This window comes from Haemophilus haemolyticus M19501 (assembly GCF_000222025.1).
GTDB lineage: Bacteria > Pseudomonadota > Gammaproteobacteria > Enterobacterales > Pasteurellaceae > Haemophilus > Haemophilus haemolyticus_G.
The window spans coordinates 25,717-41,962 of record NZ_AFQO01000015.1; the positions used below are offsets into that span (position 1 = coordinate 25,717).

Below are 16,246 nucleotides of genomic sequence, written 5' to 3' on the forward strand. Positions count from 1 at the left end.
AAGTTATGTTGGCAAAATCAAGCATTTTTTCAAAAAAGGTCTATAAATGGATAAACTCAACGCGATTTCTATTTTCTGCAAAGTCATTGAAACCCAAAGTTTTACTTTGGCAGCAAAGCAACAAAATATTTCTGTGGCGATGGCAAGCAAATTAGTTTCACAATTAGAAGAACATTTAAAAACACGATTGTTACAACGTACCACCAGAAAAATTATGCCTACTGAAGCTGGAATGATGTATTATCAACGTTGCCAAGGAATTTTGCTTGATTTAGATGAAGCAGATTCCAGCATTACTCAGCTTACCAGTTCATTACAAGGAAATTTACTGATTTCCGTTCCTCGTGATTTTGGTTTACTTTTTATTGCACCAAATTTACCCACTTTTATGGCTAAGCATCCTCATTTGCATATTGAAGTTGAATTTAATGATAAGAAAATCGATTTATTATCCGAAGGCTATGATCTTGCTCTTCGTATTGGTTATATGGAAGATAGCTCGTTGGTTTCACGTAAAATAGGAACTACTACTGTTCATTTTGCAGCGTCGCCTAATTATCTTGAAACGAATGGTATTCCACAAACGCCTGATGATTTAGAACATCACAATGGCTTACTTTATAAAAATGCAATGAATCAGGTAAATTGGGTTGGTTCACGTATAAATCAAACCCAACGTTTCAAAATCCAATCCAAAGTAGTAAGTAATAGCGGTTTTGCCTTATTAAATATGGCAAAAGCGGGACTAGGTATTGCTAATTTACCAAAATTTATTTTAGGTAGAGCCTTTGAAAAAGGCGAGCTTATTGAAATATTGCCAGAATATAAACAACAAAAATTAGAAATTCACGTGGTCTATCCAAACAGAAGACATTTGCCAATAAAAGTGCGGGCATTTATTGAATTTTTATCTGGCTTAGGCTTGAGTTCAGAAATTTTGCAAAATCCTGAAGATAGCCACTAAACGCTATAAAAAAATACCGCACTTAGCAATCCCAAGTGCGGTTATTTTTAGAGGTGTTTTTATAATGCTTTTAAAATATCTTCAACGCGATCTTTTGCATCACCAAAGAGCATTTGCGTATTCTCTTTAAAGAATAATGGGTTTTGTACGCCAGCGTAGCCCACAGCCATTGAACGTTTGAACACAATCACATTTTGTGCTTTCCATACTTCTAACACTGGCATTCCTGCGATTGGGCTATTTGGATCTTCCATCGCAGCTGGGTTTACCGTATCGTTCGCACCGATAACCAATACCACATCTGTATCAGCGAAATCGTCGTTGATTTCATCCATTTCAAGTACCACATCGTAAGGCACTTTTGCTTCAGCTAAAAGCACGTTCATATGCCCCGGTAAACGTCCTGCAACAGGATGAATACCAAAACGAACGTTCACACCACGTTCACGCAATTTTGCCGTAATATCAGCGACTGGATATTGTGCTTGTGCCACAGCCATACCATATCCCGGCGTGATAATTACAGAACTTGCATTTTTCAACAATTCAGCCACTTCTTCCGCTGTAGTTTCACGGTGTTCGCCTTGTTCTTCGCTTGAAGAAACTTGAACATCGTTACCAAAACCACCCGCAATTACGCTCACAAATGAACGGTTCATCGCTTTACACATAATGTAAGACAGAATTGCACCAGAAGAACCAACAAGCGCGCCTGTAACGATGAGCAAATCATTATTCAACATAAAACCTGCTGCTGCCGCTGCCCAACCTGAATAAGAGTTAAGCATTGATACCACAACTGGCATATCTGCCCCACCGATTGATGCCACTAAGTGCCATCCAAATGCAAGCGCAATCGCTGTCATTAATAACACAGGGAAAATGCTTTCTGGATTATTCAAGAATGCAACCATCAATAATGCAGATACCACAAGTGCGGCTAAATTTAATTTATGGCGATGCGGTAACATTAATGCTTTTGAATTAATTTTCCCGCTCAATTTACCAAATGCGACAACAGAACCAGTGAAAGTTACTGCACCGATAAAAATACCTAAAAATACTTCGACATTATGAATATTCGTTAATACCGCTTGTTCAGCTACAAATGCGGCTTGTGCTGCTGCATCTAATCCTTCTGGCATTAATGTCTCATGGTGTAAACCATAGCTATTAAAGCCTACGAGTACAGCCGCTAAACCGACGAAACTGTGAAGAATCGCCACAAGTTCTGGCATTTCAGTCATTTCTACTTTTAATGCACGTTGAACACCGATTGCACCACCGATGATCATTGCAATAATGATCCAAAATGTTCCTTCAGAATGAGGCCCAAAAATTGTTGCGATAAGGGCAATTGTCATACCAACAATACCGAACCAACAACCTGCTTTAGCAGTTTCATGTTTAGAAAGTCCTGCCAAGCTCATAATGAAAAGTAATGCTGCTAAAATATACGCAGCCTGTACTAAACCTTCAGACATTGTGCGCCCCTTAACCTTTTCTAAACATTGCTAACATACGTTGTGTGACACGGAAACCACCAAAAATATTGATGCTTGCCACCAAAATCGCCACAAAAGCTAAGGCATCGATAAATAGATTGCCTGTTGGCTGACGAATTTGTAATAACGCCCCAACAATAATAATGCCTGAAATTGCATTTGTTACTGCCATTAATGGTGTGTGAAGTGCATGGCTAACATTCCAAACCACGTAATACCCCACCACGCAAGCTAAAACAAATACAGTGAAATGTGATAAAAATGCCGCTGGTGCAACAGAAGCTAACCAAAGGAATAACACACCAACACCTGCCATCACACCGTATTTCACACGAGGATCTGTTGGTTTAGATTCTTTTTTCTCTGCCACTGGTGCAGCTTTGGTTTCTTGTTTTGGTTGTGCAGACACTTGAATTTGTGCTGGTGGAATTTCTTCTCCATCACGAACAACGGTTACACCACGAAGAACCACATCTTCAAAATCAATATTGATATTGCCATCTTTCTCTTTGCACAAAAGTTTTAATAAATTGACTAAGTTTGTGCCGTACAGTTGGGAAGATTGCGTTGGTAAACGGCTTGGAAAATCTGTATAACCAATCACTTTCACTTGGTTTTCAGTTGTAACAACTTTCCCTGCTTGAGTATATTCACAGTTACCACCAGTTGCAGCGGCTAAATCCACAATTACCGAACCTGGTTTCATTGAATCCACCATTTCTTTAGTAATCAAACGAGGTGCTGGTTTACCTGGAATGGCTGCCGTAGTAATAATAATATCGACTTCTTTAGCTTGTTCTGCGTAAAGCTCCATCGCACGACGGTTAAATTCTTCCGACATCACTTTCGCATAACCATCTCCACTGCCGCCTTCTTCTTTGAAATCAATTTCTAAGAAGCTCGCACCCATACTCTGAACTTGCTCTTTCACTTCAGGACGAGAGTCAAAAGCACGAACAATTGCCCCAAGGCTATTTGCCGCACCAATTGCCGCCAAACCAGCCACGCCCGCACCAATTACCAACACTTTTGCAGGTGGAACTTTACCTGCTGCAGTAATTTGCCCAGTAAAGAAGCTACCAAATTCATGTGCAGCTTCAATAACAGCGCGATAACCAGAAATATTCGCCATAGAAGAAAGCGCATCCAATGCTTGCGCACGAGAAATACGAGGCACCGCATCCATTGCTAACACATTAATTTTCTTCGCTGTGAGTTTTTTCATTAACTCAGGATTTTGCATACGCCAAATAAAACTCACAAGCGTTGCCCCTTCCTTCATTTGAGCAATTTCTTCATCTGTCGGTGCATTTACTTTGAAGATGATATCCGATTGCCAAATTTCAGCCGACGTACCGATCTTCGCGCCCGCCTCTAAAAATGCTTGATCTTCAAAACTAGCTTTAAAACCTGCATCGTGTTCCACGATCACGTCAAAGCCCAATTTCAATATTTGCTGAACCGTTTTCGGCGTTGCCGCCACACGGCTCTCATTCTCAAGCAGCTCTCTAGGTACACCAATTAACATACTGTTTCCCTCTGATTGATGATTGGGTTGATGAGATTAATGAACAAACCTTCGCCTATTCATCGTTAAAATGACAAAAAGTCAAACGGATACAACTGTATCATTGATTGAATGAAAATAGGTAACGTTTTTAAGTGGTTTTACAAGATATTGTGATAGGGGTCACGAAAAATCTCATATAAAAAACATCTCAAAAATTTACCGCACTTTCTATAAAAAACACCACAAGCAAAAACTTGTGGTGTTTTCTATTTTATTATTAATCACCTAATTGAACAGGCTCGACTTTCCAAATTCTCTCTGAGTACTCTTTAATCGTGCGGTCAGATGAAAAGAAGCCCATATTCACGATATTTTGAATGGTGCTTTCAATCCATTGATCGCGTTGTTTATATTTTTCATCTACGGCTTTTTGAGTTTCTACATAACTACGGAAATCAGCGAACGCTTGATAATAATCGTGGTATTGCAAGCCTTGTAATAGTTGATGATAACGTTGAGGATCTTCTGGTGAGAATTTACCTTCAATAATTTGATCCACAACTGTGCGTAATTGAGCATCATTTTGATAGTATTCAAATGATCGATAACCGTCGCGACGAAGTTGTTCCACTTGTTCCACAGTATTACCAAAAATAAAGATGTTATCTTTACCCACGTTTTCTAAGATTTCCACGTTTGCACCGTCAAGTGTACCCAGTGTCAATGCACCATTTAAGGCAAACTTCATATTACTAGTGCCAGAAGCCTCTGTACCTGCAAGTGAGATTTGCTCAGAAATATCTGCTGCTGGGATGATAAGCTGTGCAAGGCTCACGCTGTAATTTGGAATAAACACTACTTTCAAGCGACCTTTCAAACGTTCATCGTTGTTAATTACATTCGCCACATCATTGATTAAGTGAATGGTTTGTTTCGCAGCATAATAAGCCGAAGCCGCTTTACCAGCTAAAATAAATACACGCGGTTGCCAATCTTTTTCAGGGTTAGCAAGCATTTCATTGTAGCGAGCGATAATATGCAACACGTTCAACATTTGGCGTTTGTATTCGTGAATACGTTTTACTTGTACGTCAAATAAGGCATGCGGATCAAGCTCTACCCCTAACTCGCGTTTTACGTACTCCGCTAATTTCACTTTGTTAGCAAATTTAATATCAGCGACAGCCTCTTTAAATGCTTTTTCTTGTGCGAACGGTTTGAGTTTTTCGATTTGGCTTAAATCGCAACGCCATTCTGAACCGATATATTTATCAAATAATGCGGCTAATTGTGGGTTCGCCACGGCTAACCAACGACGCGGTGTGATACCATTTGTTACATTGGTGAAACGTTCTGGGAAGATGCGAGCAAAATCTGCAAAGGTTGAAGTTACCATTAAATCGGAATGGATTTCGGCAACCCCGTTAATTTTGTGTGAACCTACCACGGATAGCCAGCCCATACGCACTTTGCGTTGGTAGCCTTCTTCGATAAGAGAAACACGGCGGATAAAATCGTTGTCCGTAGTTACGTAAGAACGAACATACTCTAAGAAATGATCATTGATTTCAAAAATCATCTGTAAATGACGTGGTAAGATTTTCGCCATCATTTCCACTGGCCAAGTTTCTAACGCTTCGGACATTAAAGTATGGCAGGTATAAGAGAAAATGTTACGCGTCATCTCCCAAGCTTTTTTCCATTCAAAACCTTCATCATCCACTAAAATACGCATTAATTCAGGAATCGCTAACGCTGGGTGAGTGTCATTTAAGTGGATCGCCACTTTATCTGCCAAGTTTTCAAGGCTATCGTGGGTGCGTTTGTGACGGCGTAAAATATCTTGAAGCGATGCAGAGACTAAGAAATACTCTTGACGTAAACGCAATTCGCGACCATTCCACGTAGAATCATCAGGGTAAAGCACGCGAGATAAGTTTTTATTTGCGGAGTGTTCTTCCAATGCGGCTAAATGTTCGCCACGGTTGAAGTCAGCAAGGTTAAACACTTCGCCTGCGTGAGCCGACCATAAACGTAATGTCGCAGCAGAATTATTTTGATAACCTGGAATCATTTGGTCGTAAGCAAGTGCGGTCACTTTTTCGGTATCTTGCCAAATACATTTTTTGCCTTCGAAATGAATGTTTCCACCAAATTCTACGGTAAAGCGTTTAGATGGGCGAATAAACTCCCAAGGTGCACCTTTTTCAAGCCATGCATCTGGACGCTCAACTTGCTGACCATTTTCAATTTTTTGGCGGAACATACCATATTCATAACGAATACCGTAGCCCATACCTGGTAAACCAAGGGTCGCAATAGAATCCATAAAACACGCTGCTAAACGACCTAAACCGCCATTACCCAAGCCAGGATCAACTTCTTTTTCTAAAACCTCTTCTAAATCCACATTTAATTCAGAAAGTGCTTCCTGTGCTAATCCATAAATGCCTTCTGCAATCATCGCATTAGATAGCGTACGCCCGATTAAAAATTCCATTGAAAGGTAGTAAACACGGCGAGAATCTTCCGCACGAGTTTGGCGAGCAGTGGTAATCCAACCTTCGGTAACCAAATCACGCACAGCGTGAAGTGTTGCATTGAGCCAATCGCGTTGGCTCGCTTCACGCGGTGAGCGACCGATTAAGAAAATGAGTTTGTAAACGATTGATTTTTTAATCGCTTCAACGGTCATTTCAGGACGATTATATTGGAATGGAGAATCAAAGTTATCCATTATCATAGGTAAAACCTCTATTAGAATGCTAAGAAATGATTAACGTAGAGTGTGTGAATTTGCAAAAATCAATCAAAATTTGACCGCTCTTTGCATGCATGAATGTTGTTTACACAGCCTACAAAAGTAGTTCGAATTTTATGCTTATCTTTGTAAAAAACAAGCACAATCACACCGCTTGCAAAAGATTCTTACACAAGCGGTGTGATTGTTAAGAAAGTTTATGAATAAAACTACAAGCGTTCATAAAGCGTTCTATATTGCTCTGCAGCTTTACGCCAGCTGAAGTCTTGTTCCATTGCGTCCGTGCGTATCATTGACCAAGCTCTAGGTTTCTTCCAAATTGAAAATGCGTGCTGAAGGGTGCGGCGTAAATCATCTGCCGTTGCCTGTTTAAACACAAAACCTGTTGCAGTGCGAGCTTTGATACTTTCTGAAGTGCTATCCACCACCGTATCTGCCAAACCACCCGTTTTACGAACAAGTGGAAGTGTGCCATATTGCAAACCATAAAGTTGGGTTAAGCCACAAGGCTCGAAACGGCTTGGCACTAAAATCACATCGCCACCTGCCACCATTAAATGCGAAAGGGTTTCATCATAGCCTATTTTTACCGCAATATTGTTAGGATATTGCACTGCAAGCTCACGAATACCTTGTTCCAAGTGCGGTGCACCTGAACCTAAAATCATCAACTGCCCGCCTTGTTTAACAATTTCATCCGCACTTTCGATTAATAAATCGACACCTTTTTGCTCGGTTAAACGGGTAACCATCACAAAAGCTAACGCGTTTTCATCTTGTGGCAAATTGAAATACGCCTGCAGTTCGGCTTTATTTTTCTTTTTGCCTGCCATATATTTCAGTTTGTAATGGTGCGGAATGTATTGATCCACGTTCGGATGCCAAATATTTTCGTCCACGCCGTTTAATATCCCCACCAAACGACCTTGAGCTTTTAAGCCAGAAAGCAAGCCTTGCAAACCATAGGCAAATTCAGGTGTCGTGATTTCTTCTGCATAAGTTGGGCTTACCGCCGTGCTTGCATCAGAATAGAACAAGCCTGATTTTAAATAAGAAATTTGTCCGAATAACTCCAAACCGTCCACATTAAACATTCCCGCAGGCAAACCAATTTCGTACAAATGATGATAAGAAAACCGCCCTTGATACGCCAAGTTATGAATAGTGAACACCGATTTCGCAGGGCGACCTTTGTTGAATAGATACGCTGCACATAAGCCTGCGTGCCAGTCGTGAGCATGTACCATTTCTGCACGCCACCAGCTATCTAAACCTGTAGCTAATTCTGCGCCCACCCAACCGAGCAAGGCAAAACGTTTGTAGTTGTCGCCGTAGTCATTGTAATAGGCATCGTGATAAGGATTGCCCTCGCGACCATATAAGTGCGGTGCGTCAATCAAATAGATCCCGACACCGTTATATTCTCCATAACGCAACTCCACGTGCCCAGCGAAGTTATCAAATTCGGCAACCACTTGGGTATTCGGAATGCCTGCTGTAATTGCAGGATAAGCAGGCAATAAAACGCGGGCATCTAGCCCTATTTGGTTCTGTGCTTGGGGTAATGCCCCTAAAACATCGGCAAGCCCGCCTGTTTTTAAGAGCGGATAGAGTTCCGAGCAAACGTGTAAGATTTTCATTGAGTGTTTGTTTTCCCTGTAAATGTAAATAATGCTCGATCAACTCCTCTCTTTGCTAAAGAGGAGGTTCAGAAAGTGCGGTTAATTTTGATCTGACCCCAAAAAGTTAGACTGTTATTTAAAGGATTGTTTTCGATATTGTATCGAACTCAGTCCTTTTAATTTTAATTGAATCCGTCGGTGATTATAGTAATCCAAATAATCCCTGACAGCATCAACTATCTCTTCTTTTGTTTTAAATTCCCGACCATAAAAACATTCTGTTTTTAATCGTCCAAAGAAACTTTCCATCGCGGCATTGTCCAAGCAATTCCCTTTTCTCGACATACTTTGAATGATGCCATGTTCAGCCAAGATTCGACGATAAGCTACCATTTGATATTGCCATCCCTGGTCTGAATGTAAAATGACACCACAAGTTTTATTTAATCCTTTGACGGCTTGCATTAACATGTCCTCTACTTGCGCCCAGTTTGGGGAATAGCTGAGGTTATAGGAGACTATCTCATTGTTAAATAAGTCTAAAATAGGGGATAAATAGACTTTACTCCTATCTTTCGCTTTAAACTCGGTGATATCAGTTACCCATTTTTGTTTCGGGGCCGTTGCACTAAAATCGCGTTCAAGATGATTCGCTGCAATCACCCCTATCGTGCCTCGATAGGTCGTAAATTTCTTGCTTTTTCTTGACCGCACTTGAAGTCCAAGTGTCTGCATTAAACGTTGAACTTTTTTATGATTCACGCCTGGCAAGCAGGCATGAACACGTCGGTAGCCATAATCAGGATGATTGGCTTTGATGCGTTTAATGGTCTTTTTCAACAACTCATCCTTATCCCGTTTAATCTGAAGTTTCGCAAAAAACGTACTACGCGCTAACTGTGCAAAGCCTAAAAGCCATTTTAACGGATAGCGGGTTCTTAAGCTTTGGATAATTTCTGTTGCTCGGCTTCGTCCTGAAGTCTGAGCCTTCTCAACTCCTTTAGGTAGGCCACCTCCGCTTCAAGCTGTAAAATTCTCAAACGTAAACGGTCTTCTTCAGTTTTGGGTGGCGGTGGCATTTTTGCATATTTGGGTTTCATTGGCGGTCGTCCTGATGGTTTACGGGGAATCAGTCCATTTATGCCACTTTTTTCAAACCGTTTCAACCATGTCCCGACTAGGGCGTTGGAAGGAATATTGTAAAAACGAGCCGCTTCTCTAATACTCATTTTCCCATTCAAAATAGGTTGGAGAGTCTGTAATTTAAATTCGATTGTGTAGTGTTTACCCATAAAAAAATCTGCACCTCAATTGTTGGTTTGTTGAGTCCAACTTTTGGGGTGCCGATCAAATTTCACCGCACTTTCCCCTACCCTTGCTTCAAATCATTTGCCTGTTGCAATAGCTGACGGCTTTCTCTCAAGAATTGTTCTGAATAATCGCCAAACCAGTCACGCACCTTATGGAAAGCATCAATAAAACCTTGACGATCATTATTTTCAAAGAAAGTTAAAGCTTCTTCGTAAGTTTTTTTTAGCGTTTCGATTACCGCTAAATTTTCTGGCTTATCCATAATAATATCGGCGTAAAGCTCTGCATCTTGCGCAAATAAACGACCTATCATCGCAAGTTCTAAGCGATAAATAGGAGAAGAAAGCGCCAATAAATTAGCAAGATTAACGGGCTGTTTGGAAAGGTGTAAACCATTCGCGAAAGTTGAAAAATGGCGCAAAGCTTGTATATAAGTCATATTGTGATCGTGTTCTGCGGCATCTATTTGATAAATCTTTGCGCCCCAAATTTGAATTTGCTCAAGTAACCATTCGTAACGTTCAGGAAAACGTCCATCACAACGTACAACCACTTGTTTTGCCATACTTGCAATATCTGGCCCAAACATTGGATGTAAACCTAAAACAGCACCAGAATGGATTTCAAGCATTTTCGCTAGCGGTTCACGCTTAACAGAGGTTAAATCTGCAAGTAGCATGTTTTCCGTTAAATAAGGTTTTAAGCGTTCAATTGTTTCTAAGGTGAGATTAATAGGAACGGAAACGATCACGACATCAGCATTCATTAAAATACTTTCAGCCACCGCCCAATCTTCGCGATCTAAGATAGAAATTGGATAGCCAGATGCTCGTAAATAACGGGCAAATAAACCACCTAATTTACCATAACCGCCCACAATAACAATTTTGTGAATATTAGGATTGATGGTTTTAAAGCCAAATTGGTTTTCATTGGCATAGGATTCGCGCATAAAACGGCGTAGGACATCTTCAATCAAATCGGCTGAAATGCCTGCTTTTTCAGCTTCTAAACGACGAGCTTGGAGCATTGCTATTTCACGCTCAGGCGCATAAATAGGTAATCCATGTTGATGTTTAACTTCACCGACTTGAGAAACCAATTCAAGACGTTTAGCAAAAAGTTGGATAAGTTCGCGATCAAGCGAATCAATTTCAGAACGTAAATCCTTAAGGGCTTCCATAAAACTCACCTGTAAAATTTAATTCACACATATTGTAAAAAATTAATTACAGATGAGATTACTAGAATTTTATAAGAAAGGCAATGAAGTTATGCGGATTGCGTAATTAACCGTTGTGGGCGAATAATATTTCCATCGATCAATGCCACGCCTAAGAATAAATTCTCCTCTGAAAATAACCGCACTTGACCGCTTAATTGCTGGTCGTTAGCAAATTTCACTCGCTGACCAAAACCAATGGCTTTACTCTGCTCTACATTCAAATGAAAAGCGGGCAATTTACTTACTGCGGTATCTGTTGGCAGTAATAGACGATCTAATTCACTTAATGGAAAACTTTCAGCAAGTAGTTGTAACTCATCGATTGGCATCATTTCTGCTACGGGGTAATCCGCTACTGCTGTACGGCGTAACATTGTCACATGTGCGCCACAACCTAGCACTTCACCCAAATCATCTACTAAAGTGCGAATATAAGTGCCTTTTGAACAATGCACTTCTAAGGTTAAATAAGGTGCGTGATATTCAATAAAATTGAGTTCAAAAATCGTAATTGGACGTGCCTCACGCTCAACCGTAATACCTTGGCGCGCATATTCATAAAGCGGTTTGCCGTTATGTTTTAATGCAGAAAACATGGTCGGTACTTGCAAAATATCACCACGAAATTGTTCTAGTGTGGTCAAAATTTGCTGAGTTTCAACATGAACTTCACGTGTTTCCACGACTTGCCCTTCCGCATCGGAAGTATCGGTACGTTCGCCTAATTTTGCCGTAACAAGATAACGTTTATCGGCATCAAGCAAAAATTGTGAAAACTTAGTTGCTTCCCCCAAGCAAATCGGCAACATCCCCGTTGCCAACGGATCGAGCGCGCCAGTATGCCCTGCTTTGTTCGCTTGAAATAAACGCTTCACCTTTTGCATAATGTCATTTGATGACATGCCTTGTGGTTTATCCAACAAAAACACACCATCAACATCACGCCAGCGTTTACGAGGTCTAGACATTAGTTGTTTTCCTCAACGTGTTTTTTCTCATCTTCACGCACAACATTTGTCACAAGATTTGACATACGCATCCCTTCCACTAAGGATTGATCGTAAATAAAGCGAATCTCTGGCACGATACGTAAACGCATCGCTTTGCCTAGTAACGAACGAATATAAGGCGATGCTTTTTCTAAGCCTTTCATGCCTTGCTCAATTGCCGTTTCATCGTGATCGAATAAAAAAGTCACAAAGATTTTTGCGTAAGATAAATCACTCGACACTTCCACATCAGAAACCGTCACCATCCCAATACGGGGATCTTTCACTTCGCGTTGTAAAATGACTGCTATTTCTTTTTGTATTTCTTGAGCGACGCGATCGCTACGTTTAAATTCTCTTGCCATAGTTATTCCTTATTTATAAAAGCGCCTCATTCTACTGGAAATCATAGGATTTAGCACGCAAAAATCCCTTTCAACCTGGTACTGTTTTTAGACAAATTAAATATATTCTTTTATCTAAAAATAAGGTTATTTAAGAGGGTTGATAAGAAAAAGGGCGATTAAAAACACTATGATTTTTGATCTGCACCCCAAAAGTTGGACTAAACAAACCAACAATTGAGGTGCAGATTTTTTATGGGTAAACACTACACAATAGAATTTAAATTACAGGTTCTCCAACCTATTTTGAATGGGAAAATGAGTATTAGAGAAGCTGCGCGTTTTTATAATATTCCTTCCAACGCCTTAGTCGGGACATGGTTGAAACGGTTTGAAAAAAATGGCATAAAAGGACTGATTCCCCGTAAACCATCAGGACGACCGCCGATGAAACCCAAATATGCCAGAATGTCGCCGCCACCCAAAACTGAAGAAGAGCGTTTACGTTTGAGAATTTTACAGCTTGAAGCGGAGGTAGCCTACCTAAAGGAGTTGAGAAGGCTCAGACTTCAGGACGAAGCCGAGCAACAGAAATTATCCAAAGGTTAAGAACCCGCTATCCGTTAAAATGGCTTTTAGGCTTTGCACAGTTAGCGCGTAGTACGTTTTTTGCTAAACTTCAGATTAAACTAGATAAGGATGAGCCGCTGAAAAAGGCCATTAAACGCATCAAAGCCAATCATCCTGATTATGGCTACCGACGCGTTCATGCCTGCTTGCCAGGCGTAAATCATAAAAAAGTCCAACGCTTAATGCAGGCACTTGGGCTTCAAGTGCGGTCAAGAAAAAGCAAGAAATTTACCACCTATCGAAGCACGATAGGGGTGATTGCACCAAATCATCTTGAACGCGATTTTAGTGCAACAGCCCCGAAACAAAAATGGGTAACTGATATCACCGAGTTTAAGGCGAAAGATGGAAGTAAAGTCTATTTATCCCCTATTTTAGACTTATTTAACAATGAGATAGTCTCCTATAATCTCAGCTATTCCCCAAACTGGGCACAAGTAGAGGACATGTTAATGCAAGCCGTCAAAGGATTAAACAAAGCTTATGGTGTCATTTTACATTCAGACCAAGGCTGGCAATATCAAATGGTAGCTTATCGTCGAATCTTAGCTGAACATGGCATCATTCAAAGTATGTCGAGAAAAGGGAATTGCTTGGACAATGCCGCAATGGAAAGTTTCTTTGGGCGGTTAAAAACGGAATGTTTTTATGGTCGGGAATTTAAAACAAAAGAGGAGATAGTTGATGCCGTCAGGGATTATTTGGATTACTATAACCACCGACGGATTCAACTAAAATTAAAAGGACTGAGTCCGATACAATATCGAAAACAATCCTTTAAATAACTGTCTAACTTTTTGGGGTCAGATCATTTTAACCGCCCTTTATTTTGTTAAAGGTTAGATTGAACGTTTAACTTCAACCACTTCAAACACCTCGATTTGGTCGCCGACTTTTACATCGTTGTAGTTTTTCACGCCGATACCACATTCCATACCGTTACGAACTTCAGATACATCATCTTTGAAACGACGAAGAGATTCTAATTCCCCTTCAAAGATAACGACGTTGTCACGTAATACACGGATTGGGTTGTTACGTTTCACTACACCCTCGGTCACCATACAGCCTGCGATTGCACCAAATTTCGGATGACGGAAGACATCACGAACTTCAGCTAAGCCAATAATTTCTTGTTTAAATTCAGGCTCTAACATACCGCTCATTGCTGCTTTAATTTCATTCAACAATTCATAGATGATTGAGTAGTAACGTAAATCAATGTTTTCCGCTTCAATGACACGACGTGCAGATGCATCAGCACGAACGTTAAAGCCAACAATGATAGCATTAGATGCAGCTGCTAAAGTTGCATCAGTTTCAGTAATACCACCTACACCAGAACCAACAACTTTAACTTTTACTTCATTGGTAGAAAGTTCATTTAACGCTTGAACAATCGCTTCTACAGAGCCTTGTACGTCCGCTTTCACAATGACATTCAATTCAGCCACATCGCCTTCAGACATATTGCTAAACATATTTTCAAGTTTCGCTTTTTGCTGACGAGCTAATTTCACTTCACGGAATTTACCTTGACGATATAACGCCACTTCACGTGCTTTTTTCTCATCACGTACAACGGTTGCTTCATCACCCGCTGCCGGCACGCCCGAAAGACCTAATAATTCAACTGGAATTGAAGGGCCTGCTTCATCCACTTCTTTTCCGTTTTCATCACGCATTGCGCGTACACGACCATATTCAAAACCACAAAGTACGATGTCACCTTTACGTAGTGTACCTGATTGCACCAAGATAGTTGCCACAGGGCCACGACCTTTATCCAAATAAGATTCAATGACTACACCACTTGCCATGCCGTCTTTTACAGCGGTCAATTCAAGTACTTCAGATTGAAGTAAGATTGCATCTAATAACTCATCAACCCCTGTACCTTTCTTCGCTGATACTGGAACGAATTGCACATCACCACCGAATTTTTCAGAAATGACATCATGTTGTAATAATTCTTGCTCAACACGGTCTGGGTTTGCTTCTGGTTTATCGATTTTATTTACTGCAACCACTAAAGGTGCACCTGCTGCTTTTGCGTGTTGAATCGCTTCGATAGTTTGAGGCATCACACCATCATCGGCAGCAACAACAAGAACAACAATATCTGTTGCTTTAGCACCACGTGCACGCATAGAAGTAAACGCAGCGTGTCCCGGAGTATCCAAAAAGGTAATCATTTTGCCATCATCCATTTCTACATGATACGCACCGATATGTTGAGTAATACCACCCGCTTCGCCTGCAGCAACTTTCGCTTTACGAATATAGTCAAGTAAAGAGGTTTTACCATGATCAACGTGACCCATGATGGTTACAACTGGCGCACGGGTTACTTTTTCTGCGTTTACATCACGATCGCCTAATACCGCTTCTTCAAGCTCATTTTCATTGCGAAGAATCACTTTATGGCCAAGTTCTTCTGCTACTAATTGAGCGGTTTCTTGGTCGATAACTTGATTGATAGTAACCATTTCTCCCATCTTCATCATCATTTTGATGATTTCAGTTGCTTTTACAGCCATCTTGTTCGCTAATTCAGCGACAGTAATGGTTTCTCCAATAACTACGTCCGCTTTAACTACTTGAGCCGGTTTAGTAAAGGCTTGTTGAAGTGCGGCACCTTTTTTGCCGTTTTTACCTTTACCAAACTTAGCATCTTTTTGATTTTTACGATTAGATTCGCGCTCGTTTTTCGAATTTTTGCTATTTTCATCGTCGCGACCACCTTTTTTCGCTTTCGCTACTTTATTTTTGCCACGACCACGATTTTCATTACGACGATCTTCTTCATCTTCTGCTTCAAGTGCATATTTTGAACTTAAGTTGTAATCAGAATAATCTTCAGAAGAAGATTCATTGTCTGAATCATCTGCCTCAGCATAACGTTTAGCTTCTTCTGCTGCACGACGAGCTTGTTCTTCTGCTTTTTGACGAGCTAATTCTTCAGCTTTACGACGAAGTTCCGCTTCTTCTGCTTTACGTTTCTCTTTTTCAGGATCAACGAATTTAGCTTTAGAATCTACCGCACTTTTTGCTGATTTAGCGGTTTCTGCTTTCGGTTTTTCAGCTTTTGATTTTTCATCAGCGTCTTTCTTAGCTGCCGCTTTTTCAGCTTCTAAACGAGCTTTTTCTTCTGCTGCTTTTTGTTCAGCAATTTTTTTCGCTTCCGCTTCTTGCTGTGCTTTTAATTTTGCTTCTTCTTGTTGAGCAATATCAGTTTTTACTGTGCGTTTTTTACGTACTTCTACTTGTACTTCTTTACTTTTACCACCAGTTGTGGTGCTACTCACTGTTGTTTTTGTTCTGCGTTGGATGCTTAATTTTTTTGGCGCATCAGCCTTAACATCTTCAGTCATTACTACTCTCC

Annotated in this window: 13 protein-coding genes; 3 read left to right on the top strand and 10 right to left on the bottom strand. The window is 40.5% G+C overall.

Annotation, left to right across the window (positions count from 1 at the left end; genetic code table 11):
• Window positions 1-46 precede the first annotated feature (46 nt).
• Window positions 47-964 (top strand): LysR family transcriptional regulator, encoded by a 918-nt coding sequence (locus tag GG9_RS02025; RefSeq protein WP_005631657.1) that lies wholly within the window; start codon window positions 47-49, stop codon window positions 962-964.
• Window positions 965-1,023: 59 nt separating this feature from the next.
• Here the strand turns inward: GG9_RS02025 and pntB are convergent, their stop codons facing one another.
• The 9 genes from pntB to rbfA form a co-directional block, all read right to left on the bottom strand.
• Entirely contained in the window at window positions 1,024-2,448 is a 1,425-nt protein-coding gene (gene pntB / locus GG9_RS02020) for a Re/Si-specific NAD(P)(+) transhydrogenase subunit beta (protein ID WP_005631654.1), read from the bottom strand.
• 10 nt (window positions 2,449-2,458) lie between these two features.
• Window positions 2,459-3,997 (bottom strand): Re/Si-specific NAD(P)(+) transhydrogenase subunit alpha, encoded by a 1,539-nt coding sequence (pntA, locus tag GG9_RS02015; RefSeq protein WP_005631652.1) that lies wholly within the window; start codon window positions 3,995-3,997, stop codon window positions 2,459-2,461.
• 259 nt (window positions 3,998-4,256) lie between these two features.
• A complete protein-coding gene (locus GG9_RS02010) occupies window positions 4,257-6,722 on the bottom strand; it encodes a glycogen/starch/alpha-glucan phosphorylase (protein WP_005632296.1) in 2,466 nt (821 codons plus the stop codon).
• Between the two features lie 227 nt (window positions 6,723-6,949).
• Entirely contained in the window at window positions 6,950-8,380 is a 1,431-nt protein-coding gene (glgA, locus tag GG9_RS02005) for a glycogen synthase GlgA (protein ID WP_005631647.1), read from the bottom strand.
• 114 nt (window positions 8,381-8,494) lie between these two features.
• The gene (locus GG9_RS02000) at window positions 8,495-9,316 is read right to left on the bottom strand and encodes an IS3 family transposase (protein WP_141561828.1); all 822 of its coding nucleotides are present in this window, start codon (window positions 9,314-9,316) and stop codon (window positions 8,495-8,497) included.
• Window positions 9,301-9,654 carry a helix-turn-helix domain-containing protein gene (locus tag GG9_RS01995; RefSeq protein ID WP_005631644.1) on the bottom strand — a complete coding sequence of 118 codons (354 nt, stop codon included), beginning with the start codon at window positions 9,652-9,654 and terminating at the stop codon, window positions 9,301-9,303. Before GG9_RS01995 ends, GG9_RS02000 begins: the two co-directional genes overlap by 16 nt.
• A gap of 77 nt (window positions 9,655-9,731) precedes the next feature.
• Window positions 9,732-10,856: a bifunctional chorismate mutase/prephenate dehydrogenase gene (tyrA, locus tag GG9_RS01990; RefSeq protein ID WP_005631642.1), complete on the bottom strand. Its 1,125-nt coding sequence runs from the start codon at window positions 10,854-10,856 to the stop codon at window positions 9,732-9,734.
• An 89-nt stretch (window positions 10,857-10,945) separates the two neighbouring features.
• Window positions 10,946-11,866, bottom strand: a complete 921-nt coding sequence (truB, locus tag GG9_RS01985) for a tRNA pseudouridine(55) synthase TruB (protein ID WP_005632298.1) — start codon at window positions 11,864-11,866, stop codon at window positions 10,946-10,948.
• Window positions 11,866-12,252 (bottom strand): 30S ribosome-binding factor RbfA, encoded by a 387-nt coding sequence (gene rbfA, locus GG9_RS01980; RefSeq protein ID WP_005631636.1) that lies wholly within the window; start codon window positions 12,250-12,252, stop codon window positions 11,866-11,868. The genes truB and rbfA overlap by 1 nt, the downstream gene beginning before the upstream one ends.
• Window positions 12,253-12,486: 234 nt before the next feature.
• Here rbfA and GG9_RS01975 point away from each other — a divergent pair, with 234 nt between their 5' ends.
• Both GG9_RS01975 and GG9_RS01970 read left to right on the top strand, forming a co-directional pair.
• The gene (locus GG9_RS01975) at window positions 12,487-12,840 is read left to right on the top strand and encodes a helix-turn-helix domain-containing protein (RefSeq protein ID WP_005631634.1); all 354 of its coding nucleotides are present in this window, start codon (window positions 12,487-12,489) and stop codon (window positions 12,838-12,840) included.
• Window positions 12,828-13,646 carry an IS3 family transposase gene (locus GG9_RS01970; RefSeq protein WP_237702628.1) on the top strand — a complete coding sequence of 273 codons (819 nt, stop codon included), beginning with the start codon at window positions 12,828-12,830 and terminating at the stop codon, window positions 13,644-13,646. Before GG9_RS01975 ends, GG9_RS01970 begins: the two co-directional genes overlap by 13 nt.
• Before the next feature lie 54 nt (window positions 13,647-13,700).
• Here the strand turns inward: GG9_RS01970 and infB are convergent, their stop codons facing one another.
• Window positions 13,701-16,235 carry a translation initiation factor IF-2 gene (gene infB / locus GG9_RS01965; RefSeq protein ID WP_005631627.1) on the bottom strand — a complete coding sequence of 845 codons (2,535 nt, stop codon included), beginning with the start codon at window positions 16,233-16,235 and terminating at the stop codon, window positions 13,701-13,703.
• Between the last annotated feature and the right edge of the window lie 11 nt (window positions 16,236-16,246).